Origin of the sequence: Streptomyces coelicoflavus (assembly GCF_003112555.1) — a bacterium.
Classification (GTDB): Bacteria; Actinomycetota; Actinomycetes; order Streptomycetales; family Streptomycetaceae; genus Streptomyces; species Streptomyces coelicoflavus.
In genome coordinates this window covers 201393-226286 of the sequence record NZ_BEWB01000003.1, presented here as the reverse complement: position 1 = coordinate 226286, position 24894 = coordinate 201393, and the positions used below count along the sequence as shown (strand labels likewise).

At 69.4% G+C, this 24894-nt stretch carries 27 protein-coding genes; 14 read left to right on the top strand and 13 right to left on the bottom strand.

All coding sequences use genetic code 11. The features are described from left to right. The first annotated feature begins 94 nt into the window (after positions 1–94). Positions 95–1603 (top strand): glycosyltransferase family 87 protein, encoded by a 1509-nt coding sequence (locus Sco07f_RS06160; RefSeq protein WP_108987196.1) that lies wholly within the window; start codon positions 95–97, stop codon positions 1601–1603. 85 nt (positions 1604–1688) lie between these two features. Here Sco07f_RS06160 and Sco07f_RS06155 read toward each other — a convergent pair whose 3' ends face one another. The 3 genes from Sco07f_RS06155 to Sco07f_RS06145 form a co-directional block, all read right to left on the bottom strand. Continuing rightward, positions 1689–2720, bottom strand: a complete 1032-nt coding sequence (locus tag Sco07f_RS06155) for an alanine racemase (protein WP_007388936.1) — start codon at positions 2718–2720, stop codon at positions 1689–1691. 61 nt (positions 2721–2781) lie between these two features. Continuing rightward, entirely contained in the window at positions 2782–3903 is a 1122-nt protein-coding gene (femX, locus tag Sco07f_RS06150; protein ID WP_007388935.1) for a peptidoglycan bridge formation glycyltransferase FemX, read from the bottom strand. 138 nt (positions 3904–4041) lie between these two features. Next, positions 4042–4347 (bottom strand): hypothetical protein, encoded by a 306-nt coding sequence (locus Sco07f_RS06145; RefSeq protein WP_007388934.1) that lies wholly within the window; start codon positions 4345–4347, stop codon positions 4042–4044. Between the two features lie 274 nt (positions 4348–4621). Here Sco07f_RS06145 and rpsF point away from each other — a divergent pair, with 274 nt between their 5' ends. From rpsF to rplI, 4 genes are all read left to right on the top strand, one after another. Next, complete coding sequence (gene rpsF / locus Sco07f_RS06140) at positions 4622–4912, top strand: 30S ribosomal protein S6 (protein WP_003975025.1); 291 nt, start codon at positions 4622–4624, stop codon at positions 4910–4912. Positions 4913–4991: 79 nt separating this feature from the next. Continuing rightward, positions 4992–5582 carry a single-stranded DNA-binding protein gene (locus tag Sco07f_RS06135; protein ID WP_108987195.1) on the top strand — a complete coding sequence of 197 codons (591 nt, stop codon included), beginning with the start codon at positions 4992–4994 and terminating at the stop codon, positions 5580–5582. Between the two features lie 46 nt (positions 5583–5628). After that, positions 5629–5865 carry a 30S ribosomal protein S18 gene (gene rpsR / locus Sco07f_RS06130; RefSeq protein ID WP_003949403.1) on the top strand — a complete coding sequence of 79 codons (237 nt, stop codon included), beginning with the start codon at positions 5629–5631 and terminating at the stop codon, positions 5863–5865. Positions 5866–5883: 18 nt separating this feature from the next. After that, complete coding sequence (rplI, locus tag Sco07f_RS06125) at positions 5884–6330, top strand: 50S ribosomal protein L9 (RefSeq protein WP_007388913.1); 447 nt, start codon at positions 5884–5886, stop codon at positions 6328–6330. A gap of 101 nt (positions 6331–6431) precedes the next feature. Here rplI and Sco07f_RS06120 read toward each other — a convergent pair whose 3' ends face one another. Next, the gene (locus Sco07f_RS06120) at positions 6432–7769 is read right to left on the bottom strand and encodes an MATE family efflux transporter (protein ID WP_108987194.1); all 1338 of its coding nucleotides are present in this window, start codon (positions 7767–7769) and stop codon (positions 6432–6434) included. A gap of 459 nt (positions 7770–8228) precedes the next feature. Here Sco07f_RS06120 and dnaB point away from each other — a divergent pair, with 459 nt between their 5' ends. Both dnaB and Sco07f_RS06110 read left to right on the top strand, forming a co-directional pair. Next, positions 8229–9707, top strand: a complete 1479-nt coding sequence (dnaB, locus tag Sco07f_RS06115) for a replicative DNA helicase (RefSeq protein ID WP_087790271.1) — start codon at positions 8229–8231, stop codon at positions 9705–9707. 94 nt (positions 9708–9801) lie between these two features. Beyond that, the gene (locus Sco07f_RS06110; RefSeq protein WP_108987193.1) at positions 9802–11193 is read left to right on the top strand and encodes a serine hydrolase domain-containing protein; all 1392 of its coding nucleotides are present in this window, start codon (positions 9802–9804) and stop codon (positions 11191–11193) included. Positions 11194–11273: 80 nt separating this feature from the next. Here the strand turns inward: Sco07f_RS06110 and Sco07f_RS06105 are convergent, their stop codons facing one another. Further along, positions 11274–11726, bottom strand: coding sequence for a GNAT family N-acetyltransferase (locus Sco07f_RS06105; protein WP_087790273.1), 453 nt, complete (start codon positions 11724–11726; stop codon positions 11274–11276). 21 nt (positions 11727–11747) lie between these two features. Beyond that, positions 11748–12212: a MarR family winged helix-turn-helix transcriptional regulator gene (locus Sco07f_RS06100; protein WP_108987192.1), complete on the bottom strand. Its 465-nt coding sequence runs from the start codon at positions 12210–12212 to the stop codon at positions 11748–11750. A 140-nt stretch (positions 12213–12352) separates the two neighbouring features. Between Sco07f_RS06100 and Sco07f_RS06095 the strand changes: the two genes are divergently transcribed. Beyond that, positions 12353–13564 carry an MFS transporter gene (locus Sco07f_RS06095; RefSeq protein ID WP_087790275.1) on the top strand — a complete coding sequence of 404 codons (1212 nt, stop codon included), beginning with the start codon at positions 12353–12355 and terminating at the stop codon, positions 13562–13564. 123 nt (positions 13565–13687) lie between these two features. Beyond that, positions 13688–14107 (top strand): GlcG/HbpS family heme-binding protein, encoded by a 420-nt coding sequence (locus Sco07f_RS06090; protein ID WP_087790276.1) that lies wholly within the window; start codon positions 13688–13690, stop codon positions 14105–14107. A gap of 94 nt (positions 14108–14201) precedes the next feature. Here the strand turns inward: Sco07f_RS06090 and Sco07f_RS06085 are convergent, their stop codons facing one another. From Sco07f_RS06085 to Sco07f_RS06060, 6 genes are all read right to left on the bottom strand, one after another. Continuing rightward, a complete protein-coding gene (locus Sco07f_RS06085; protein ID WP_108987191.1) occupies positions 14202–15068 on the bottom strand; it encodes a GNAT family N-acetyltransferase in 867 nt (288 codons plus the stop codon). A 77-nt stretch (positions 15069–15145) separates the two neighbouring features. Beyond that, positions 15146–15628: an NUDIX hydrolase gene (locus tag Sco07f_RS06080; RefSeq protein ID WP_007388929.1), complete on the bottom strand. Its 483-nt coding sequence runs from the start codon at positions 15626–15628 to the stop codon at positions 15146–15148. Between the two features lie 70 nt (positions 15629–15698). After that, entirely contained in the window at positions 15699–16604 is a 906-nt protein-coding gene (locus tag Sco07f_RS06075) for a LysR family transcriptional regulator (protein WP_108987415.1), read from the bottom strand. A 229-nt stretch (positions 16605–16833) separates the two neighbouring features. Continuing rightward, entirely contained in the window at positions 16834–18012 is a 1179-nt protein-coding gene (locus Sco07f_RS06070) for a cystathionine gamma-lyase (RefSeq protein WP_108987190.1), read from the bottom strand. Further along, complete coding sequence (locus Sco07f_RS06065; protein ID WP_007388926.1) at positions 18009–18503, bottom strand: low molecular weight protein-tyrosine-phosphatase; 495 nt, start codon at positions 18501–18503, stop codon at positions 18009–18011. The genes Sco07f_RS06070 and Sco07f_RS06065 overlap by 4 nt, the downstream gene beginning before the upstream one ends. Before the next feature lie 5 nt (positions 18504–18508). After that, entirely contained in the window at positions 18509–18886 is a 378-nt protein-coding gene (locus tag Sco07f_RS06060) for a phage holin family protein (RefSeq protein WP_007388925.1), read from the bottom strand. Between the two features lie 59 nt (positions 18887–18945). On the opposite strand from Sco07f_RS06060, the gene Sco07f_RS06055 reads away from it, so the two are divergent. The 4 genes from Sco07f_RS06055 (at position 18946) to Sco07f_RS06040 (ending at position 21209) form a co-directional block, all read left to right on the top strand. Beyond that, positions 18946–19263, top strand: coding sequence for a cupin domain-containing protein (locus Sco07f_RS06055; RefSeq protein ID WP_003975009.1), 318 nt, complete (start codon positions 18946–18948; stop codon positions 19261–19263). A 151-nt stretch (positions 19264–19414) separates the two neighbouring features. Next, positions 19415–19627, top strand: a complete 213-nt coding sequence (locus Sco07f_RS06050) for a DUF5326 family protein (RefSeq protein WP_007388908.1) — start codon at positions 19415–19417, stop codon at positions 19625–19627. A gap of 318 nt (positions 19628–19945) precedes the next feature. Next, entirely contained in the window at positions 19946–20671 is a 726-nt protein-coding gene (locus Sco07f_RS06045) for an IclR family transcriptional regulator (RefSeq protein ID WP_087790280.1), read from the top strand. A gap of 100 nt (positions 20672–20771) precedes the next feature. Continuing rightward, the gene (locus tag Sco07f_RS06040) at positions 20772–21209 is read left to right on the top strand and encodes an SsgA family sporulation/cell division regulator (RefSeq protein WP_007388906.1); all 438 of its coding nucleotides are present in this window, start codon (positions 20772–20774) and stop codon (positions 21207–21209) included. Positions 21210–21257: 48 nt separating this feature from the next. On the opposite strand, the gene Sco07f_RS06035 is transcribed toward Sco07f_RS06040, so the two are convergent. Then, positions 21258–22787, bottom strand: coding sequence for a YibE/F family protein (locus Sco07f_RS06035; RefSeq protein ID WP_108987189.1), 1530 nt, complete (start codon positions 22785–22787; stop codon positions 21258–21260). Between the two features lie 253 nt (positions 22788–23040). Between Sco07f_RS06035 and thiC the strand changes: the two genes are divergently transcribed. Beyond that, the gene (gene thiC, locus Sco07f_RS06030) at positions 23041–24864 is read left to right on the top strand and encodes a phosphomethylpyrimidine synthase ThiC (RefSeq protein WP_108987188.1); all 1824 of its coding nucleotides are present in this window, start codon (positions 23041–23043) and stop codon (positions 24862–24864) included. Positions 24865–24894: the final 30 nt, after the last annotated feature.

The following is a 24894-nucleotide window of genomic DNA, read 5'->3' as shown; positions in this document are numbered from 1 at the left end:
CACGTGAAACACCCACAAGTTTCACGTGAAACAGGGGCCGCCGCATCCACCAGGGTGCGGCGGCCCCGGCGTGTTCCCAGGTGCGTACGGCAGGATGTGCCCCATGCCCAGTGCAGAATCGACGCCAGCGAGCGTGCACGAGCCGGACCCGGTGCGGCCGACCAGTCAGGACACGGTCGCCGAGGCCGGCAGCGAGCTGATCGGCGGCCCGATGGGCCGACGCGCCCTGCTCGGCAGGTCCTGGTGGACCCCTGTGCGGGTGATCGCGCTCGTGGCGATCGGCATGTTCGCCCTCGGGCTGGTCCAGAAAGCCCCCTGCTACAACGGCGCCTGGTTCTTCGGGGCCAGCTCCCAGTACACCCACGCCTGCTACTCGGACATCCCGCACCTGTACCAGGGCCGTGGGTTCGTCGACGGGCTCGTGCCGTACTTCGACAAGCTCCCCGGCGACATGGAGTACCTGGAGTACCCCGTGCTGACCGGCCTGTTCATGGAGGTCGCGTCCTGGCTCACGCCGGGCAGCGGCACCATCCAGGACCAGGAGCAGTGGTACTGGATGGTCAACGCCGGGATGCTCATGGTCTGTGCGGCCGTCATCGCGGTCTGCGTGACCCGTACCCACACCCGGCGGCCCTGGGACGGCCTGCTGGTCGCCCTGGCCCCGGCCTTCGCGCTGACCGCCACCGTCAACTGGGACCTGCTGGCGGTCGCCCTGACGGCCGCAGCCCTCCTCATGTGGTCCCGGGAGCGTCCGCTGGCCTTCGGCGTGCTGCTGGGCCTGGCCACGGCCGCCAAGCTCTATCCCTTCCTGATCCTCGGCCCGCTCCTCGTCCTGTGCTGGCGTGCGGGCAAATGGCGGGCGTTCGGGACAGCACTGGGAGGCGCGACCGTCGCCTGGCTCGTGGTGAACCTGCCGGTGATGCTCTACGCCTTCGACGGCTGGTCGAAGTTCTACACGTTCAGCCAGGAACGGGGCGTGGACTTCGGGTCCTTCTGGCTGATCCTGGCCCAGAACTCCGACAACCCGCTCAGCACCGAGACCGTCAACACCCTCGCCACGCTGCTGATGCTGCTGTGCTGCGGCGCCGTCGCGGTGCTCACACTGACCGCCCCCCGGCGCCCGCGGCTCGCCCAGCTCGCTTTCCTGATCGTCGCGGTGTTCATCCTCACCAACAAGGTCTACTCACCGCAGTACGTGCTCTGGCTGGTGCCGCTGGCCGCGCTGGCACGGCCGAAATGGCGGGACTTCCTCATCTGGCAGGCGTGTGAGGTGGCGTACTTCCTCGGCATCTGGATGTACCTGGCGTACACGACCAGCGGCGACTCCCACAAGGGACTGCCGACGGACGGCTACCACTGGGCCATCGGCCTGCACCTGCTGGGAACACTGTTCTTCTGCGCCATGGTCGTGCGCGACATCCTGATGCCGGACCGGGATCCGGTGCGGCGGACGGGCGACGACGATCCGTCGGGCGGCGTGCTGGACGGTGCGGAGGACGTCTTTGTCCTGGGTCCCGCAGCTCGTACCGAGGAGCCCGTGACCCACTTCGAGGGGCCACCCGTGCACTGGGGCAAGAGCCGGCAGTCGGACGGTTCACTCTGAGCGAACGCGCGAAAGGCCGTACCCGACGATCAGAGGGATCACCAAGACGTCGTGTACGGCCTTCTTCGCCGGTGCGGCCCGCTCGCTAGCGATCGAGGATGCGGTCGAACTGCGTGGTGGTGTGCCGCAGATGGGCCACCAGTTCGTCACCCACCTTGGGCTCGGCCGCGTCCGTGGGCACGAACAGGATCGACACCTGCATGTGCGGCGGCTCCGCGAACCAGCGCTGCTTGCCGCTCCAGACGAACGGCGAGAGGTTCCGGTTGACCGTGGCGAGGCCGGCCCGGGCGACACCCTTGGCACGCGGCATGACGCCGTGCAGCGCCTTCGGCGCCTCCAGACCCACCCCGTGCGACGTACCGCCCGCCACGACCACCAGGAAGCCGTCGGAGGCGGCCTTCTGCTGCCGGTAGCCGAAACGCTCGCCCTTGGCGACGCGTGTGACGTCCAGGACCGCGCCGCGGTACTCGGTGGCCTCGTGGTCGCCCAGCCAGAGCCGGGTGCCGATCCGGGCGCGGAAGCGGGTCTGCGGGAACTGCTGCTGGAGGCGGGCCAGCTCGTCGGCCTTGAGATGGCTGACGAACATGGTGTGCAGCGGCAGCCGGGCAGCGCGCAGCCGGTCCATCCAGCCGATGACCTCCTCGACGGCGTCCGAGCCGTCGGTGCGGTCCAGCGGCAGGTGGATGGCGAAGCCCTCCAGCCGGACGTTCTCTATGGCGGCGTGCAGCTGCGGCAGGTCCTGCTCGCTGATGCCGTGCCGCTTCATCGAGGACATCACCTCGATGACCACGCGCGCGCCCACCAGGCCGTACACGCCGTCGATGGAGGACACCGAGCGCACGACCCGGTCGGGCAGCGGTACGGGCTCCTCGCCGCGCCGGTACGGCGTCAGGACCAGCAGGTCACCACCGAAGAAGTCCTTGATGCGGGCGGCCTCGTAGGTGGTGCCGACGGCCAGCACGTCCGAGCCCAGCCGCGTCGCCTCCTCCGCCAGGCGCTCGTGACCGAATCCGTAGCCGTTGCCCTTGCAGACCGGGACCAGCCCGGGGAACTGCTCCTGCACGTGCTTGTGGTGCGCCCGCCAGCGCGCGGTGTCGACGTAGAGCGTGAGCGCCATGGCCGGACCTGGAACCTTTCTCGTGGCTGTCAGAGATGCGGATCGGGGATGGGCTGCGCGGTCAGCGGCGCGACATGTAGATGTCGAGCGCCTTGTGGAGCAGCTTGTTCAGCGGGAAGTCCCACTCGCCGAGGTACTCGGCCGCCTGACCGCCCGTACCCACCTTGAACTGGATCAGACCGAAGAGGTGGTCGCTCTCGTCCAGGGAGTCGGAGATGCCGCGCAGGTCGTAGACGGTGGCGCCCAGCGCGTAGGAGTCGCGGAGCATGGCCCACTGCATGGCGTTCGACGGCCGGACCTCGCGGCCGATGTTGTCGGAGGCGCCGTAGGAGTACCAGACGTGTCCGCCGACGACCAGCATGGTCGCCGCCGACAGGTTCACCCCGTTGTGCCGGGCGAAGTAGAGCCGCATGCGGTTGGGGTCCTCGTTGTTGAGGGCCGCCCACATGCGCTGGAAGTACGAGAGCGGACGCGGCCGGAAGTGGTCGCGCACGGCCGTGATCTCGTACAGGCGCTGCCACTCCTCGAGGTCGTGGTAGCCGCCCTGGACGACCTCGACACCGGCCTTCTCGGCCTTCTTGATGTTGCGGCGCCACAGCTGGTTGAAGTTCTTGTGGACCTCTTCCAGGGAGCGGTTGGCCAGCGGCACCTGGAAGACGTAACGGGGCTGTACGTCACCGAAGCCGGCGCCGCCGTCCTCGCCCTGCTGCCAGCCCATGCGGCGCAGCTTGTCGGCCACCTCGAAGGCGCGCGGCTCGATGTGGTCCGCCTCTATGTCCCGCAGGCGCTTGACGTCCGGGTCCTGGATGCCCTTCTTGATGGACGTCGCGTCCCAGCGCCGGATGATCACCGGCGGGCCCATCTTCACGGAGAAGGCGCCCTGCTGCTTGAGGTGCGCCAGCATCGGCTCCATCCACTCCTGGAGGTTCGGCGCGAACCAGTTGATGACCGGGCCCTCGGGCAGGTAGGCGAGATAGCGCTTGATCTTGGGCAGCTGCCGGTAGAGCACGAGACCCGCGCCGACCAGCTCACCGGTCCGGTCGTCGAACCAGCCGAGGTTCTCCGAGCGCCATTCCGCCTTGACGTCCGCCCATGCCGGGACCTGCATGTGACTCGCCGCCGGCAGACTCTGGATGTAGGCCAGATGCTGCTCGCGACTGATGGTCCTCAGGGTCAGGCTCATTCGGGGCGCTCCTCGGGCTGGTGTGTCCCCATGGGTACAGGGGCTCCGGCTCTCGCGCGAAGCCTACTGCGCCCTGTGAGCGCCCCGTCCGGCGTACGGCTGGAAGGGGTGGTCGCCGTCGGCGGCCGGTGCAGCGGATCAGCCGACGAACCCGCCGTGGTAGATGCCGAAGAACAAACCGAAGGCGGAGGCGCCCAGCCCCAGTACCAGCCCGAAGCGCTCCCGCGTCGTCGCGGAGACGTACTGGCCGTACCCGCCGGTCAGGACACCGAGCAGTCCCGCCCAGGAGGTCAGGACGTGCAGCCCGCGGAAGCTCGCGGTGGCCAGGGCGAGCACGCCGAGAACCAGGGTCACGGCCAGCAGCGCGTCCTGGAGAGGGTGCGGTTTGCCGTCGGTGGCCAGCAGGCCGGTCCGGGGCCTGGCGGGTCGCATGATCTGTGCCATGGAGAACCTCCTGCCGAAGGCAGTGTGTTTTCGCCCTCACATCCCTGACTACCGATTGTGTCCCCGCGGAGCCTGATTTCAACCGCAGGGCGGCAGCCGGGTACGCTGTACCTTGCGCACCGGTGTCTGTAGCCGGCCACGACGGGCCACCTCCTCGGAGGAGGCCCGATTGTCAGTGGGTCCTGGTTTACTCGTTGATGCCGGTGCGAACGCATCGCAACCCTCCTGCCACGGAACGACCGTGGCCGCTGAGTCCAAAGGAGGTGGGTTCCACATGCGTCACTACGAGGTGATGGTCATCCTCGACCCCGATCTCGAGGAGCGCTCTGTCTCCCCGCTGATCGAGAACTTCCTCTCTGTCGTCCGTGACGGCGGCGGAAAGGTCGAGAAGGTCGACACCTGGGGCCGTCGTCGTCTCTCGTACGAGATCAAGAAGAAGCCCGAGGGCATCTACTCGGTCATCGACCTGCAGGCCGAGCCTGCGGTCGTCAAGGAGCTCGACCGCCAGATGAACCTGAACGAGTCGGTCCTCCGGACCAAGGTCCTCCGTCCCGAGATGCACTGAGCCTTCCGCTCAGCTGATCCCGGGATCCGAGTAGCAGCAACCAAGCAGCCAGAGCAGCAAACCCGCCGAGAGGTTCCCCATGGCAGGCGAGACCGTCATCACGGTCGTCGGCAATCTTGTCGACGACCCCGAGCTGCGCTTCACCCCGTCCGGTGCGGCCGTCGCGAAGTTCCGCGTCGCGTCGACCCCCCGCACCTTCGACCGCCAGACGAACGAGTGGAAGGACGGCGAGAGCCTCTTCCTCACCTGCTCGGTCTGGCGTCAGGCGGCGGAGAACGTCGCCGAGTCGCTCCAGCGAGGCATGCGCGTCATCGTGCAGGGCCGGCTGAAGCAGCGGTCCTACGAGGACCGTGAGGGCGTCAAGCGCACGGTCTACGAGCTGGACGTCGACGAGGTCGGTGCCAGCCTTCGCAACGCCACGGCCAAGGTCACCAAGACCTCGGGCCGCGGTGGCCAGGGCGGCTACGGCGGCGGTGGCGGCGGCCAGGGTGGCAGCGGCTGGGGCGGCGGCCCCGGTGGCGGCCAGCAGGGCGGCGGCGCTCCCGCCGACGATCCCTGGGCGACCGGCGCTCCCGCCGGTGGCCAGCAGGGCGGTGGCGGCCAGGGTGGCAGCGGCTGGGGCGGCGGCTCCGGCGGCGGTGGCGGCTACTCGGACGAGCCCCCCTTCTAGGTGGGCGGGCTCTACCCACACTTCTTGATCACACAGGAGAAACATCATGGCTAAGCCGCCTGTGCGCAAGCCGAAGAAGAAGGTCTGCGCATTCTGCAAGGACAAGGTCACGTACGTGGACTACAAGGACACGAACATGCTGCGGAAGTTCATTTCCGACCGCGGCAAGATCCGTGCCCGCCGCGTGACCGGCAACTGCACCCAGCACCAGCGTGACGTCGCCACGGCCGTGAAGAACAGCCGTGAGATGGCGCTGCTGCCCTACACCTCCACCGCGCGATAAGGGAAGGGTGACCGAAACATGAAGATCATCCTCACCCACGAGGTCTCCGGCCTCGGTGCCGCGGGCGACGTCGTCGACGTCAAGGACGGTTACGCTCGCAACTACCTGATCCCGCGGAAGTTCGCGATCCGCTGGACCAAGGGTGGCGAGAAGGACGTCGAGCAGATCCGTCGCGCTCGCAAGATCCACGAGATCCAGACCATCGAGCAGGCCAACCAGGTGAAGGCCCAGCTCGAGGGTGTGAAGGTCCGTCTGGCCGTCCGCTCCGGCGACGCCGGTCGTCTCTTCGGCTCCGTCACCCCGGCCGACGTCGCTTCCGCGATCAAGGCTGCCGGTGGCCCCGAGGTCGACAAGCGCCGCATCGAGCTGGGCTCCCCGATCAAGACCCTGGGCGCCCACGAGACGTCCGTGCGTCTGCACCCCGAGGTTGACGCCAAGGTCAGCGTCGAGGTCGTCGCTGCCTGAGCACTGCGCTCGCTGAAGCGATGAGAGGGGCCGCATCTCCCGCCAGGGGATGCGGCCCCTCTTCGTCATGGCGCCGGCAGTGGTGTTTCACGTGAAACCGGTCAGCGCGTGGCGCCCGTGACCACCCAGCGACCAGATCGTGTACGCAGCCAGAGCGTCACCAGGCGCATCGCCATCATCAGCGTCATGGCCGCCCACAGGGCGGTGAGCCCACCGCCGAGCGTGGGGACGAGCAGCGCCGCCGGGGTGAAGACCGCCAGGGTCAGCAGCATCGCCCAGGCGAGGTAGGGACCGTCGCCCGCACCCATGAGGACACCGTCCAGCACGTAGACCACCCCGCAGACCGGCTGCGCGACGGCCACGATCACCAGTGCGGGCAGCGCGGCGTCCTTGACCATGGAGTCGCCGGTGAACAGCGGCAGGAACACCGGGCGCGACAGCACCACGAGCAGGCCCAGCACGACCCCGACGGCGACGCCCCACTCCACCATCCTGCGACAGGCGTCGCGCGCACCCTGGGCGTCACCCGCTCCCAGATACCGCCCGATGATGGCCTGCCCGGCGATGGCGATGGCGTCGAGGGCGAATGCGAGCAGGCTCCACAGGGACAGGACGATCTGGTGCGCGGCGATGTCGGCGTCGCCGAGACGGGCCGCCACGGCCGTCGCGATCATGAGAATCGCCCGCAGGGAGAGCGTGCGCACGAGCAGTGGCACGCCGGCCTGGGCGGAGGACCTGATACCGGCGAGGTCGGGCCGCAGGGAGGCGCCATGTCGTCGGGCGCCGCGAATGACCACCCACAGATAGACCGCGGCCATGCCGAACTGAGCGATGACGGTGCCCCAGGCGGAGCCGGCGATACCGAGTCCGGCGCCGTAGACGAGTACGACGTTCAGGACGGCGTTGGCGATGAAGCCGGCCACGGCCACGTAGAGCGGGGTCCGGGTGTTCTGGAGTCCTCTGAGAACACCGGTCGAGGCCAGCACGACGAGCATGGCGGGGATGCCGAGCGAGGAGATCCGCAGATAGGTGGTGGCATAGGGCGCCGCGGTCTCGGATGCGCCGAAGAGTTCCACGAGGGAGGGGGCCGTGGGCAGAACCACCGCTATGACCGCGGCGCCGAGCAGCAGTGCCAGCCAGATGCCGTCCATGCCCTGACGGATCGCCGCTTGCAGGTCACCCGCGCCGACGCGGCGGGAGACGGCCGCCGTGGTGGCGTAGGCGAGGAAGACGAAGACGCTGACTGCCGTCGTGAGCAGGGCCGAGGCGATGCCGAGTCCGGCTAGCTGAGCGGTTCCCAGATGGCCGACGATGGCGCTGTCGGCCATGACGAAAAGGGGCTCGGCGACGAGCGCGCCGAAGGCCGGGACGGCCAGCGCGACGATCTCTCGGTCGTGCCGGCGCCGGGCGGTCCGCGTGCGCGCGGGGGCCTGTGTCATGAGCACTAATCTAATCGTCCACAGGTAAGAGATGCAAAGCGCTGTCGACCCTTACGTGCAGTCTCGCCCCGTGTACTTCTGGGCACGGGTCGAACCGATCTTGGTCCGACCGGGAAAGTTTTTCTTCTGCACAGGCGGTGGACGGCAAAGGTGCAGCTCAGAGCGGCTTCCCGAGTTGGGTTGCGGGCTTGTTCACAGGGCTGTCCACCGAGTCGTGCACAGGTTTTGCGGAGTTCTCCACAGCATCTGGCCCGTCGTCCACATGGCCTGTGGATAACCAGATTGGCTGACGGTGCCCGCGGGCCTACGGTTATCCGGCGCCTGCTCCGTCCGTCGGCCGGTGAACCATCACAAAACCGACGCGCCAGAACCGGAGTTGGGCGTCTTATTTGTCAGTGCCGTGCCGTAGAAATGAGGGGCACGGCGAGGTCCGCTCGGCGGACGGGAGGAGGTGGCTCGGTGAGCATTTCCGAGCCCTTGGACGACCCGTGGGCCGACAGCGGCCCCAGTGATCGTCTTCCTGCTTCCCGCCGTCGCCAAGAGGGCGGCCGCAACCGCGACGAGCAGCACGAGCGCGGTTCGGACAGCGGCACGTGGGACGGTGGCGGTACGGCGTTCGAGCGGGTGCCGCCGCAGGACCTGGATGCCGAGCAGTCCGTTCTCGGCGGGATGCTCCTGTCCAAGGACGCCATCGCCGACGTCGTGGAGATCCTCAAGGGCCACGACTTCTACAAGCCGGCCCACGAGACGGTCTACCAGGCCATCCTCGACATCTATGCCAAGGGTGAGCCGGCCGACCCGATCACCATCGCCGCCGAACTCACCAAGCGCGGTGAGATCAACAAGGTCGGCGGCGCCTCGTACCTGCACACCCTCGTCCAGACCGTGCCGACGGCCGCGAACGCCGCGTACTACGCGGAGATCGTGCACGAGAGGGCGGTCCTGCGCCGCCTGGTGGAGGCCGGCACCCGGATCACCCAGATGGGATACGCGGCCGACGACGACGTCGACGAGATCGTCAACCGCGCCCAGGCCGAGATCTACGCCGTCACCGAGCAGCGCACCAGCGAGGACTACCTGCCGCTCGGCGACATCATGGAAGGCGCACTCGACGAGATCGAGGCGATCGGGTCGCGCAGCGGCGAGATGACCGGCGTGCCGACGGGCTTCACGGACTTCGACTCGCTGACCAACGGCCTGCACCCCGGCCAGATGATCGTCATCGCCGCCCGTCCCGCCATGGGCAAGTCGACCCTCGCGCTGGACTTCGCGCGGGCCGCGTCGATCAAGAACAACCTGCCGAGCGTCATCTTCTCGCTCGAGATGGGGCGCAACGAGATCGCCATGCGTCTGCTGTCCGCCGAGGCCCGCGTCGCCCTGCACCACATGCGGTCGGGCACGATGACGGACGACGACTGGACCCGGCTGGCGCGGCGGATGCCCGACGTGTCGGCCGCCCCGCTCTACATCGACGACTCCCCGAACCTGTCGATGATGGAGATCCGCGCCAAGTGCCGTCGCCTCAAACAGCGCAACGACCTCAAACTGGTCATCATCGACTACCTCCAGCTGATGCAGTCCGGCGGCTCCAAGCGCGCCGAGAGCCGCCAGCAGGAGGTCTCCGACATGTCCCGTAACCTCAAGCTCCTGGCGAAGGAGCTGGAGATTCCGGTCATCGCACTGTCTCAGCTGAACCGTGGTCCCGAGCAGCGCACCGACAAGAAGCCCATGGTCTCCGACCTGCGTGAGTCCGGTTCGATCGAGCAGGACGCCGACATGGTCATCCTGCTGCACCGCGAGGACGCCTACGAGAAGGAGTCGCCGCGCGCGGGCGAGGCGGACCTGATCGTGGCCAAGCACCGTAACGGCCCGACGGCCACGATCACGGTCGCCTTCCAGGGCCACTACTCGCGCTTCGTGGACATGGCACAGACCTGATCATCGGCCGGGTGGATCCTCTCCTTGTGCGCCGGGGACGGTGCCACGGGGAAATCGGCTCGACGTGAGGTGCCGTGGCCGCTGGACTGGGCGCATGACGACACCTCAGGAAGAGCTGCTCCCCACCACCCGCCGTGCGCTGGCGCACCGCGTCGCCGTGGCCCAGGCCGAGGGGCGTACGCCGTCGCTCGTCGCGGCCGTGGTCCGGGGCGGGCAGACCGTGTGGCACGGGGCGCGCACCTCGGTCGACGGACACGGACCGGACGAGACCGTGCAGTACCGGATCGGCTCGATCACCAAGACGTTCACCGCGGTCCTCGTGCTGCGGTTGCGTGACGAGGGTGTGCTCGACCTCGGGGATCCGCTGGAGAAGCATCTGCCGGGCACCGGGGCGGGGGAGGCCACGATCGCCGAGCTGCTCGCGCACTCGGGCGGGCTGGCCGCCGAGTCGCCCGCGCCCTGGTGGGAGCGGACGCCGGGTTCCCTGCGGCCCGAGCTGGCCGACGTGCTGGGCGAGCAGCCGCTCCGGCACCCGGTGGGCCGTCGCCACCACTACTCCAACCCCGGCTACACCCTGCTCGGAGCGCTGGTCGAGAAGCTGCGCGGCGCTCCTTGGGAGGAGGTGCTGCAGAGGGAGGTGCTGGACCCGCTGGGGCTGGCGCGTACGGCCGCACAGCCCAGTGCCCCGCATGCGGGTGGCTGGGCGGTGCATCCATGGGCAGACGTGATGCTGGCCGAGCCGGTCGAGGACCTCGGGCTGATGGCCCCTGCGGGACAGCTCTGGTCGACCGCCGGGGACCTGGCGCGGTTCGCCGTCTTCCTGATGCAGGGAGACGACAAGGTGCTCAGCGCGGAGACCGTGCGGGAGATGCGGGCGCCCGCCGCGCCGGTCGAGGCCGCGGACGTGGTGGACGGTGCGGCGTACGGCCTGGGGCTGCAGCTCCAGCACCGGGACGGGCGGTTGCTCGTGGGGCACTCCGGTTCCCTGCCGGGCTTCCTGGCCAATCTCACCATCGGGGTGGAGGACGACGTGGCCGCGGTGGTCCTGACCAACTGCACCTCAGGTCCGCTGCTCGCCGGGGTCGGAGCCGATCTCGTGCGCATCGTCGCGGAGGCGGAGCCCCGGATCCCCGAACCGTGGCGTCCACTGCGGGACGTCGACGTCGACTCCTCCGTACTGGAACTGGCGGGACAGTGGTACTGGGGGACGCACGCCTTCGCCCTGCGGCTGACGGCCGACGGAGGGGTCTCGCTGGGGCCGCTGTCGGGCGGGGGCCGTCGCTCACGGTTCCGGGCCAACGGGGTCGGTACCTGGACGGGCCTGGAGGGCTATTACGCAGGCGAGTTGCTGGGAGTGGTGAGGCGTGCGGACGGAACCGTGAGCCATCTGGACCTCGGTTCCTTCGTCTTCACGCGTCAGCCGTACGAAGAGGGCGCCGGCGTGCCGGGCGGTGTGGACCCGGAGGGGTGGCGGGGGATCGGCTGACGGCCGTCCGGCCTGACACGGCCCTGTTTCACGTGAAACAGGGCCGTGCGCCGTTGAGTTCGTATCACTGGAGCCGTACCTCAGAGCTGGAGCTTGAACCCCGTGTGCGAGGCGGAGAAGCCCAGACGTTCGTAAAAGCGGTGAGCGTCGGTCCTGGTCTTGTCGGAGGTGAGCTGCACCAGGTGGCATCCCTGCCGCCGGGACTCGTCGATCGCCCACTCGATGAGCTGGGTCCCCAGCCCGCTGCCGCGCTCGTCGCCGTGGACACGTACGCCTTCGACGATCGAGCGGACGGCGCCGCGCCGGGACAGCCCGGGGACGATCGTCAGCTGGAGGGTGCCGACGACACGGCCCTCACGGACGGCCACCACCAGATGCTGGTTCGGATCGGCCCGGAGCCGCTCGAAGGCGGCCATGTACGGTCCCAGGTCGCCCGGGGACTCGCGCTGTGCGCCCAGCGGGTCGTCGGCGAGCATCGCGACGACGGCCGGGATGTCCTCGGCGGTGGTGGGACGTATTTCAAGATCTCCCATGCCCGCACTCTAGAACCGAATCTAGGCGGGCACCGGTGCCTTCAGGGTCTCCACCGCCCGGACCAGCGGCGCGAGGTCGGGGTGCGTGGCGGCTTCGTCGAGAGCCTCACGCAGGGCGGCGTCATTGGTGGGCCGTGCTTCGTTGAGCAGCCGCAAGCCGGTCGCGGTGACGTTGGTGTAGATACCTCGCCGGTCGGTGGGGCACAGATAGCGCTCGAGCAGGCCCCGGTCCTCGAGTCGGGTGACCAGCCGGGTGGTCGCGCTCTGACTGAGCACGACGGCGTCGGCGACCTGCTTCATCTGCAGATGCCCCCCGTCGCCGTCGTGCTGCCGGCTGAGCACGTCGAGCAGTGAGTACTCGCGGACGCTCAGATCGTGCCCGGCCTGCAGTGCGCGCTCGATGTGGGTCTCGATCCTCCCGTGCAGCAGTGAGAGGGCGCACCAGCCCTGGGAGAGGGCGGTGAGCGCGGGGTCCGTCGCTGTCATGTGGTTCCTCCGTCCAGGAGTGACTGAGACCAGGGTAGACCAGCACCGCAATTGCCAGCGCTTGCATATAGCCAGCGTCTGCAATTATTGTGGGCGAGCGCAAAGCGTCCATGCAATCATCTCGGAAGGTGTACCCCTCCATGCCTCTCGCGCTCCTGGCCCTCGCGATCGGGGCCTTCGGGATCGGAACGACCGAATTCGTGATCATGGGCTTGCTGCCCGAGGTCGCGAGCGACTACGGGGTCTCCATCCCCACCGCCGGATACCTGGTGACCGGATACGCGCTCGGCGTGATGTTGGGCGCCCCGCTGATGACCGTGCTCGGCACCAGAGTCCCGCGCAAGCGAATGCTGATGCTGCTGATGGGCCTGTTCATCGTCGGCAACCTGCTGTCAGCGTTCGCCCCCGCTTTCTCCGTCATGCTGATCGGCCGCGTGGTCGCCTCGCTCGCGCACGGCGCCTTCTTCGGCATCGGATCGGTGGTCGCGGCCGGTCTGGTCGCCCCGGACAAGAAGGCCGGCGCGATCGCGATGATGTTCACCGGTCTGACGGTCGCCAATGTCGTCGGCGTCCCGCTGGGAACGCTGATCGGACAGTCGGTCGGCTGGCGCGTCACCTTCGTCGTCGTCGCCGCGCTCGGAGTCGTCGGCCTGGCCGGGGTCGCCAAGCTGGTTCCCGACGTGCCCAGGGCCGAGGGCGTGCGGCTGCGCCACGAGATGGCCGCGTTCAAGAACGCACAGGTCCTGCTCGCGATGGCCATGACCGTTCTCGGCTTCGGCGGGGTCTTCGCGGCCATCACCTACATCGCGCCGATGATGACGCATGTCGCGGGATTCGCCGACGGCTCGGTCACCTGGCTGCTCGTCCTCTTCGGCCTCGGCATGGTCGGCGGCAACTTCGTCGGCGGCCGGTTCGCCGACCGTGCTCTGATGCCCATGCTGTACATCGCCCTGGGCGCCCTGTCCGTCGTACTCGCCCTCTTCACACTCACCGCGCACGACAAGATCGCGTCGGCCGTGACCGTCTTCCTGATCGGTGCCCTGGGCTTCGCCACTGTCCCGCCGTTGCAGAAGCGCGTCCTGGACCATGCACACGGTGCGCCGACACTGGCCTCCGCGGTGAACATCGGTGCCTTCAACCTGGGCAACGCGCTCTCCGCATGGCTCGGCGGCGTCGTCATCGGGGCCGGCTTCGGATACACCGCCCCCAACTGGGTCGGCGCCGTGCTCGCCGCGTCCGCCCTCCTCCTCGCCGTCCTCTCGGCCGCCCTGGAACGGCGCGCGAGTGCTCCCGGAGCGGTCGTCGCGGGTTCCGTACCCGCGGAACGGCGATCCGCCGTCGCCCACCACTGAACAACCCGCCCCGCCCCTGCCCGGGGTGCCGGGCCAGGGCCCGCCCCCCCCGCGTTCCTCGGCCGAGCGCCTTGTCGGCGACCGAGGCACCGCACCACTCAGCACAACCACGGAGAACGACCCATGACCACCACCGCAGTCACCCCGCTGACCATCCAGGACGCCGAAGCCCTCGTCGCCGCTGCGCACTCGGCCGCCGCGGCGGCCGACGTCACCGTCAGCGTCACGGTCCTCGATGCCGGGGGCCACCTGCTCGCCTTCCGGCGCGACGACCGCGCCGTGCTGATCTCCGGAGAGACCAGCACTCGCAAGGCCTACACCGCGCTCCAGCTGAACGCTCCGACCGCCGACCTCGTCGACGCCGTGCAGCCCGGAGGACTCTTCCACACCCTGCCCACGGCACTCGACCGGCCGCTGCTGTTCATCGCGGGTGGCGTGCCCGTGCACCGCGAGGGCCGGCTGATCGGTGCGATCGGGGTGGGCGGCGGCGCGCCCGAGCAGGACCACGGCTTCGCCTCGGCCGCCGTGCGGAGCCTCGCCTGACGGCAACGGTCCGCAAGTCGCCGTCCATTCGACGCCGGTTCCCGGGCAGTCCGGGGACCGGCGTTGCCGTGCCGCGGGGCATACCGCCTGGAAGTCAGCCCGCCGCCACCGTCAGCGGCGCGAACCGCCGGGTCCAGTCCCCGGGCAGGTCCGTGATCCCGTAGGTCATGACCGCATTGGGGGCGACCGTGGACAGGCCGCTCTCCTTCAGCCACGTCAGCAGCTCCTCGTGCCGTACGTCGATGTCCGTGCGCAGCGGCCGGTCGGTGCGGGCGGCGAGGGAACTGATCAGCGCCTTGGCCGTCTCGGTGTCACGGGCGATCAGCGGACCCACGACGTGGGTGTCCATGTTCGGCCAGGCCGCGGCGTACCCGGTGATCCGGCCGTCCTCCTCGGCGATGCGCAGCTGGTCGGCGAAGGCGGGCAGCCGCGTGACGATGTGGGTGCGGTCGGCGCCGAAGACCTCCTCGTCGAGCCGGAGGATCGTGGTGATGTCCTCCGCCGTGGCCGCGCGAGTGACGGCCTTCGGTCCCGGCCCGCCCGGGACGAAACGGCCGCGCAGCATCTCCGCCCCGCCCGTCACCTTGAAGCCGAGCTCCTCGTAGAGCGGCCGGCCGTACGGCGTCGCGTGCAGGGTGAGCGGAACGGTGCCCAGGGCGGAGACGAGGTGGCGCATGAGGCGGCGGCCCACCCCTTGGCGGGCGTGCCGCTCGGCGACCAGGACCATGCCGATGGCGGCGAGCGAAGGGCGCTCCCGAGGGCCGTACTCGGTGACGGTACACGCGGCGACGAGGCCGCCGCCGGGGTCGTCGATGCCGTATCCCCTGCCGGCCGTGAGGAGGAATCCCCACTTGTGCTCCTCGCGCGGCCACCCCCGGTCCTCGGACAGGTCGGCGCAGGCGGTGAGATCGCGCGGCGTCAGACGGCGGATCGGTGCAGAGGCGAGGAAAGGAGTCGGCACGCAGGTCAGGCTGTCCGACCGCGGCCGTCCGCGTCCACCTCTTTCCGGCGGAACGCGCGAGCTTTCGGCCACATCGTTCAGCCGAGGTCGGGGGCGTGCATGGCACGCACACCCTCGATGTTGCCGTCCAGATAGTGCCGCAGGGACAGCGGTACGAGGTGGACCGAGGCGATCCCGACCCGGGTGAACGGCACCCTGACGATCTCGTACTCACCGGCGGGCTCGTCGATCTCCGGTCCGTGCCGCAGGGACGGGTCCATGGACAGCAGCCGGCAGACGAAGAAGTGCTGCACCTTCACGCCGGTCGCGCCACCGTCCTCGCCGATGTGCTCCACGGTGTCCACGAAGCAGGGCACCACGTCACTGATCTTGGCGCCGAGTTCCTCGTACACCTCACGGTGCAGGGCGTCCACGACGGTGGTGTCGTCCGGCTCGACCCCGCCGCCGGGAGTGACCCAGTAGGGGTCGACACCGGGCTTGGTCCGCTTGATCAGGATCAGGTGGTCGCCGTCCAGCAGGACGGCGCGGGCGGTGCGCTTGACCACGGGTCGGACGGTCATGGGAGAAATGTGGCCCGGCTGGTTCCACGTGAAACATCGTGAGGCACACCCGGTTGCTGAGCCCTCGGGCTCAGTTCCAGGCGGTGGCCGCTCGCAGCAATTCCTCGTGGGCTTGGGCGATGTGCGGCATCGCGAGTGTGCCGGTGCGTGCCACCAGGAAGTACGTCCGCAACGGCGGCACCGCCGGATCGTGCAGGGCGACGACGGCACCGCGCTCCAGTGCCTCCGCGCACAGGTAGCGGGGCAGCACGGCGAGCCCCGCGCCGGCGATCGTGCAGGCGAGGACCGCACGCAGGTCGGGGGCGACGACGGTGGCCGGGGCGGCCGGACGGGCGTCGAAGACGGACGCCCAGTAGCGGGTGACGAAGGGCAGCGACTCGTGCACTTCGACGACGGGAACGTGTTCCAGGGCGGAGGCGCCGGTGTCGCGGAGCTTCTCGACGTCGGCACGCTTCGCCCAGTCCGGTGTGGCGACCAGGACGTGTTCCTCGTCGCAGAGCGGAGTCGACGTGAGCAACGAGCCGCGGGGACGGGCCGTGCCGATGGCCAGATCGTGATGTCCGGCGGCCAGGCCCTCCAAGGTCTGCTCGGCGTTCCCGAACGAGGTGCGCAGGGCGAAGGGCCGGCCGTCCTCGCGGGTGATCCCGGTGAGCGCGGGCAGCGCTCGCTCTGCGGTGAACTCCGGTGGCCCGGCCAGATGCAGGGTCCGCGAGGAGGAATCGTTCTCCAGCCCGGCCTCGGCGATCTCCACCAGGGCGTCGAGATGCGGTGCGGCCTTGTGGGCGAGTTCGTCGCCGACGGTCGTCGGGGTCACTCCGCGGGCCTGCCGAAGGAACAGCGGGCGGCCGAGCTGACGCTCCAGCGTGCGGATTTGCGAGGTGACGGCGGGCTGCGAGAGGCCGAGCAGGGACGCCGCACGGGTGAAGGAACCGGCCCGGTGCACGGCGACGAAGGTGCGGAGCAAGGCCAGATCCACGGACATCCGTCCCCTCTTCTGTTCTCCTCCAGCCCCCGCCCGAGCCCAAGTATAAATATGTCGATAGGGCGCTGTCGCTCCTGTGATTGGACACTGACACTGAGTCAACTAGCCTGGAGCGCGCGGTTCTTCGCGCGTTGAACCGGTGACGCGCGAGGCCGGAGGACGGTCCGAGCCACGAGGGGGGAGGTTCGGACCGTCCGTCGTACCCCGGCCGGACCGGTCGGCGTCAGTCCGCCGTCTCGTCCAGCGCGCGCAGCAGATCGGCCACCAGGTCGTCGGGGTCCTCCGCGCCGACCGAGAGCCGGATGAAGCCTTCCGGTACCGCGTCGCCGCCCCAGCGCCCGCGCCGCTCCGCGGTGGAACGCACCCCGCCGAAGCTCGTCGCGCCCTCGACGAGGTGCAGCGCGTCGAGAAAACGATCGGCACGCGCGCGCGAGGGCAACGTGAAGGAGACGACACAGCCGTAGCGCAGCATCTGCTGCGAGGCGACCTTGTGGGACGGGTCGTCGGGCAGCCCGGGATGGCGCAGGCCGGTGATCTCGGGCCGGGACCGGAGCGCCTCGGCCACCCGGAGCGCGGTGGCGTCCTGCCGGTCCACGCGCAGCTGGAGGGTGGCGATCGAACGGTGCGCGAGCCAGGCCTCCATGGGCCCGGGAATCGCACCGACGATCTTTCGCCAGCGCCGTACGGCGGCCATCGCCACCGCGTCGCGGCCGGCCACGTAGCCCAGCAGGACGTCTCCGTGGCCGGTGAGCTGCTTGGTGCCGCTGGCCACCGAGAAGTCGGCGCCGAGGTCCAGCGGACGCTGCCCGAGCGGTGTGGCGAGGGTGTTGTCGACGGCGACCAGGGCGCCCCGCGCGTGTGCCGCCTCGGCCAGCCGCCGCACGTCGCACACGTCGAGCCCCGGGTTCGACGGCGTCTCGATCCACAGCAGCTTCGCCCCGTCCAGCACGTCGAGCTGGGCGTCCTGGCCGGTCGGCGCGGTGCGTACCTCGATGCCGTACGCCTCCAGCTGTGCCCGGACCAGCGGCAGCGCCTGGTAGCCGTCGTCGGGCAGGACGGCCGTGTCGCCGGCGCGCAGCTGTGAGAAGAGCACCGAGGAGATGGCGGCCATGCCCGAGGCGAAGACGAGCGTCTCGACGCCGTCCTGCCCGGGCGCCTCCAGCTCGCCGATGGCGCTCTCGAGGTGCGTCCAGGTCGGGTTCTCGTCACGGCCGTAGGTGTACGGGCCGGTCGGGTCGCCCGGCAGGTGGAAGTGGGCGGCGAACACCGGGCCGGGCAGGGTCGGCTCGTGCTTGACGGGTTCGGGCAGCCCGGCGCGCACCGCGCGCGTGCCGTCACCGGGGCCGGAAGCGGGTCCTTGCCCGCCCGTACCGGTGCTGCCGTTCGTAGCGGAGTCGCTCATGCCGCCCGTCCTTCCACTTGCTCGCGTACGGCGGCGAGCAGTCCGGTGCTCGCCGCTTCCACCATCTCAAGGCATTCCCCGAAACCGTCCGGGCCTCCGTAGTACGGGTCCGGGACGTCCAGGTCACCGCCGTCGGCGGCGGGGTCGTACGACCGCAGCAGGCGCACCTTGGCCGCGTCCCGCTCCGTGGGGGCGAGGCGCCGCAGGGCCCGCAGATGTCCGGCGTCGAGGGCGACGACCAGGTCGAGACGGGAGAACCAGGACTGCTGGAACTGCCGGGCCGTGTGGTCGAGGCCGTAGCCGTTCTCCGCCAGGACGGCCACGGTGCGCGGGTCGGCGCCCTCGCCCTCGTGCCAGCCGCCGGTGCCGGCGCTGTCGGCCTCGACCAGGTCGTCGAGCCCGGCGTCCGCCACGCGCGCGTGGAAGACGGCCTCGGCCATCGGGGAGCGGCAGATGTTGCCCGTGCACACGAAACAGACGCGGTAGGTCATCGGGCTCAGTCCCCGTCGGGCAGGAACGCGTTGAGAGCCCAGGAGACGATCGAGATGATCAGGCCGCCCAGGACGGCGGTCCAGAACCCGTCGACGTGGAAGCTCACGTCGAGCTGGTCGGCCACCCACGACGTGAGCAACAGCATCAGGGCATTGACCACCAGCGTGAACAGGCCGAGGGTCAGGATGAACAGCGGGAAGGTCAGCACCTGCACGATGGGCTTCACCACCATGTTGACCAGGCCGAACACCAGGGCGACCACGATCAGGGTGACGGCCTTCTCCCCGGTGCTGCCGCCGGTCAGGGTGATCTTGTCGAGCAGCCACACGGCGACGGCGAGGGCGCCGGCGTTGGCGATCGTCTTGACTAGGAAATTCTTCATGTGTCTGATCGTGGCAGACGCGATCGGAAACGAACGGTGAGGCAGGGACGGACGAGGCGATGAAGGCATTCCGGCTGGACGAACTGGAGGCGGAGCGCGCCGCCAACGACGGTGCCTACCTGCAGTTCCTGCGCGAGCGGAACATGTCGGTCGGCCTGTACGCCCTCGACGCGGGGACGACCGACCCGCAGAAACCGCACGCACAGGACGAGGTGTACTTCGTGGTGAGCGGGCGGGCCGCGATCACCGTGGGCATGGAGACCACCCAGGTCGCCCGCGGCAGCGTGGTCTACGTGCCGGCCGGAGTCGCCCACAAGTTCCACCACATCAGCGAGGACCTGCGGGTTCTGGTGGTGTTCTCTCCGCCGGAGAGCTGAGAGGGGCCTCCGGGTTCCCTAGGGGATCGGTCAGGGGGAGACAAGGGATGCGGGGCCCCTGCCGTGGTGCTCACGGCTCTAGCATCGAGTGCAGGACATACAGAGGATTCCCCAGGACTCCTGGGACTCCCCGAAGGTGAGGGCAAGGGCGATGCGAGAGATCTTCACGGGACTGCCGTGGTGGGTGAAGTGGATCGCGGTGCCGGTCATCGCCCTGGTCGTGTTCGGCGGGCTGATCGCCAGCGTGGTCGGGTTCGTGATCGGACTGCTGTTCAAGCTGCTGGTCTTCGTCGCGCTCGTCGGCGGACTGATCTACGTCGTACGCAAGTTCATGTCGAGCTCGTCTTCGCGCAGCGACTGGTGAGCTGGGTGGGGCACCGGTGGTGGTAACAGGAACCACCGGTTCCCTCGGCCGGGGGAAGTTTCCCGGGCGAGCCGTCGGTGAGCGGTGACCAGCGGTTAGAGTCCGGAACTCCACGCGGGGGCGACCTCGCGAACGGCGTACACCCCCACCCGTGTTCTCCGCACGGGCTGCCACCTCGCGTTCCGGGAGTGACCCTTGGCCACGGCTGACACCGCATTCGCTCAGCTGCACGCCCTTCCCGTGCAGCCCCGCTCGACGCCTCGGACATCCCCCGCGCCACCCGCCGCCGACCCGCCCTCCGCCACCCTGATCGGCTCGGTGCAGCGGGCGATGCGCCTGCTCGAGTGTGTCGCCGAGCACGAGCACGGGGCCCCCGCCAAACAACTGGCCCGTGAGACGGGACTGGCGCTGCCCACGGCGTACCACCTGCTGCGCACTCTGGTGCACGAGGGCTACCTGCGCCGGGACAAGGGACTGTTCTTCCTCGGTGAGGCCGCCGAGCGGCTGGGCGGCAGCGGAGCCGAGCAGAAACGTCGCAGCACGGTCGTCGACACGATGGCGCGCTGGCGGGACGCCATCGGCGTCCCCGTGTACTACGCCATGTACCGGGACGGCGAGATCGAGGTCATGTGCGTCTCCGACACCCCGGGCAATCCGGCGGTCGAGGAATGGGCGGACTTCCGGGAGACGGGGCACGCCCACGCCATCGGGCAGTGCCTGCTGTCCCAGTTGGACGAGGACGCCCGCCGTGACCACCTGGACCGCTATCCGGTGCAGCCGGTCACGCCGTACACGGTGCGTGACGGACACAGCCTGCTGAAACGGCTGGAACGCATGCGCCGGATGACGCCGGTGACCGAGCGCCAGGAGTACGCCCTCGGCACGGTCTGCGCGGCGATCCCGATCACCGTCGGCACCACGGCCGCGACGATGGCCATCTCACTGCCCCTGCACCAGGCGGGCCGGTTGCTGCCCGCGGTACAGCGTTTGCAGCACGAAGTGGGGCGTCGTCTGGGTTCGCTCGCGCTCTCTATCAGTATCTGAAAACTCACTCCTTGTGATCTGGTGTGTACGTTGAGCAAGATGCCACCAGTGTTAGAGGTTTGATTCCCGGACAGTCGACGGCGAATGACGGGGTAGGCGAATGGGCGAGTCCGTACAGGCAGAGGTCATGATGAGCTTTCTCGTGTCCGAGGAGCTCTCGTTCCGCATCCCGGTGGAGCTGCGGTACGAGACCCGTGATCCCTACGCCGTACGACTGACCTTCCACCTGCCTGGAGACGCTCCGGTGACCTGGGCCTTCGGCCGGGAGTTGCTGGTCGACGGAGTGGGCCGGCCGTGCGGCGACGGCGACGTGCGCATCGCGCCGGTCGATCCCGAGCCGCTGGCCGAGGTGCTGATCCGTCTTCAGGTCGGCAGCGATCAGGCACTGTTCCGTTCCTCGGCCGCGCCCCTCGTGGCCTTTCTCGACCGCACCGACAAGCTGGTGCCCCTCGGCCAGGAGGGTGCGCTCGCCGACTTCGACAGTCACCTCGACGAAGCCCTGGACCGCATCCTGGCGGAGGAACAGAGCGCGGGCTGAACCGTTCCGGCATGCCTGCGGCGCTGCCGTAACGCTTCGCCCCGCGCGTCAGCGCTTACGGCGACGTCCCCGCCCGCCCCGTGCGGGCGCCCCCGCGGCGGCTGCCGCCCCTGCGGCCCGGGCCGGCCGGTCCGCCGACACGACCAGGGCGGCGAGCGCCGTGGTGACCGGCACGGAGGCCACCAGGCCGATCGAGCCGACCAGCGTACGCACGATCTCCTCAGCGACCAGTTCGCTGTTGGCGACCGTCCCCACCCCGCTCTGCGCGATCGAGAACAGCAGCAGCAGGGGCAGCGCGGCGCCCGCGTAGGCGAGCACCAGGGTGTTCACGACCGAGGCGATGTGGTCGCGGCCGATGCGGATGCCCGCGCGGTACAGGCCGCGCCAGCCCATCGTCGGGTTGGCCTCGTGCAGTTCCCAGACCGCCGACGTCTGGGTGACGGTGACGTCGTCGAGGACACCGAGCGAACCGATGATGACCCCGGCGAGCAGCAGACCGCTCATGTCGATGGACGGATACAGGCCGTGGATGAGACCCGTGTTGTCGTCCGTGTTGCCGGTGAGCGCGGCCCAGCCGATGAACAGCGACCCCAGCACGCCGATCAGCAACAACGAGATCAACGTTCCGAGCACTGCCACGGAGGTTCGGGCGGACAGTCCATGGCACAGGTACAGGGCGATCAGCATGATGGCGCTGGATCCGACCACGGCCACGACCAGTGGGTTCGAACCCTGCAGGATCGCGGGCAGGATGAAGAAGTTCAGCAGCAGGAAGCTGAGGGCCAGCGAGATCAACGCCATGAGGCCGCGCAGTCGCCCGACGACCACGACGGCGAGGGCGAAGATGCCGGCGAGCAGCGCCAGGGGGAGCCGGCGGTTGATGTCGGTCACCGAGTACTGAAGGTCCTCGGGCGCGGAGGGTTCGTAGGCGACCACCACCTTCTGCCCCTCGTGCAACTGCCGGGACTGGTCCGGCTGCACGATCTCGTCGAAGGTACGGCCCTTGTCGTCGCCCGTGTCGACGCGGATGGTGGCCCGCTTGCACTCGCCCTTCGCCTGCTGCACCGCGGAGGAACCCTCGGCGGTGGACGTGTCGCCGGTAGGGGTGGCGCCCGAGCCGTTGACCGCCTGGCAGCTCAGCTCGACCACCTTGGTGACGGTGGCCTGCTGTGTCTGCCGGTCGAAGCCGACGCCGGTGCGCTCGTGGGACGGCGCACCGCCCGGCCACAGCACCGCGAGCCCGACCAGCACGGCCGCGGCGAAAGGAATCAGGACCGCCGCGATGACCTTCCGCAGGTGCCGGGAGACGGGTGCCGCGGGTCCGTGACCGTGCGAGTGCCCGTGTCCGCCGCCCGCCCCGCCGCCTGAACCGTGTCCGCCGCCCTCCGCACCGCCGTGCCCGCCCTCCGCACCGCTGTCGTGGCTCCCGGCGTGGCCGTGACCAGCCCCGGGTCTGCCCTCGCTCGCGCCGTGAGTGACGACGGGGACATGGCCGGTCGTACGACCGTCGCCCTCTTCGGCGTTCGGTCCGCGGCGGGGCCGGTGCGGTGGAAAAGACGGGGGCTGCGGTGTGGTCACCGCCCGATCATCGCAAGAACGAGGGGGGCCCTCTGTTCACCGCGCCCGAATGGGCGCTAGCGTGGAGGCACCTTTGTACACGCGGGAGCTCGGAGCACCGGGCTGAGAGGGCGCTGACCTCCGTCCCAGCGATGTTTCACGGGAAACGTCACCGAAGCCGAGTGACGAATCCCACGAAGCACCGTCGGACGGAAGCCGCTGCGTCGACCGCCGAACCTGTTACCGGGTAATGCCGGCGTAGGGAGTAGGTCTCATGACCATCAAGGACGCACGCACGCCTGCCTCCACGCAGAACCCCGCCCAGGCGGAGACCGCGGACACCGCGGAGCACACGGAGGCCGGGAAGTCCGTCGGCTGGCACAAGGCGTACGTCGAGGGCTCGCGCCCCGACCTGCGGGTGCCGGTCCGTCAGGTGCACCTCACCAACGGGCAGTCGGTCACGCTGTACGACACCTCGGGCCCGTACACCGATCCGCTCGTCGACACCGATGTCCGCAGGGGGCTTGCGCCGCTGCGGGAGAACTGGATCATCGCCCGCGGCGACACCGAGGAGTACGCCGGCCGTCCCGTCCGTCCCGAGGACGACGGAATCAAGCACACCTCGCCGCGCGGCGGGCTGCGCAACCTCGACGCCGTCTTCCCCGGCCGGCCGCGTCAGCCGCGCCGGGGCCGGAACGGCGCGGCGGTCACGCAGCTCGCGTACGCACGACGGGGGGAGATCACCCCGGAGATGGAGTACGTGGCCGTCCGGGAGAACGTCTCCCCGGAGGTGGTCCGCGAGGAGATCGCCGCGGGACGTGCCGTACTGCCCGCCAACGTCAACCACCCCGAGATCGAGCCGATGATCATCGGCAAGCGGTTCCTGGTGAAGGTCAACGCCAACATCGGCAACTCGGCGGTGACGTCCTCCATCGAGGAGGAGGTCGACAAGATGACCTGGGCGACCCGATGGGGCGCCGACACGGTCATGGACCTCTCCACCGGCCGCAACATCCACACCACCCGCGAGTGGGTCCTGCGCAATTCCCCCGTTCCGATCGGGACCGTGCCGCTCTACCAGGCCCTGGAGAAGGTCGACGGCCGGGCCGAGGAACTGACCTGGGAGATCTACAAGGACACCGTGATCGAACAGGCCGAGCAGGGCGTGGACTACATGACGGTCCACGCGGGTGTGCGCCTTCCGTACGTACCGCTGACCGCGAACCGCAAGACCGGCATCGTCTCGCGCGGCGGGTCGATCATGGCGGCGTGGTGCCTGGCGCACCACAAGGAGTCGTTCCTGTACGAGAACTTCGAGGAGCTCTGCGAGATCCTCGCCGCCTACGACGTCACGTACTCCCTCGGCGACGGCCTGCGGCCGGGGTCGATCGCGGACGCCAACGACGAGGCGCAGTTCGCCGAGTTGCGCACTCTCGGGGAACTCAACCGGATCGCCAAGCGTTGCAACGTACAGACCATGATCGAGGGCCCGGGACATGTCCCGATGCACAAGATCAAGGAGAACATCGACCTTCAGCAGGAGATCTGCGATGAAGCTCCGTTCTATACGCTCGGCCCGCTGACCACGGACGTCGCGCCGGCGTACGACCACATCACCTCCGGCATCGGTGCCGCGATGATCGCCTGGTGGGGCACGGCCATGCTCTGCTACGTCACGCCCAAGGAACACCTGGGCCTGCCCAACCGTGACGACGTCAAGACCGGCGTCATCACCTACAAGATCGCCGCCCATGCCGCCGACCTCGCCAAGGGTCACCCAGGTGCACAGGAGTGGGACGACGCGCTGTCGGACGCCCGGTTCGAGTTCCGGTGGGAGGACCAGTTCAACCTGGCCCTCGACCCGGACACGGCACGGGAGTTCCACGACGAGACACTGCCGGCCGAGCCCGCCAAGACGGCGCACTTCTGCTCCATGTGCGGACCCAAGTTCTGTTCCATGAAGATCAGCAGGAGCATCACAGAACAGTTCGGCGGCGACGAGGGTGCCACCCCGGAGGAGATCCGGGCCGGAATGCTGGAGAAGTCCAGGGAGTTCGCGGCCGCCGGCAACCGCGTCTACCTGCCGCTGGCGGACTGACCCGGCGGACACGGCCGGCCGATGTCTCCC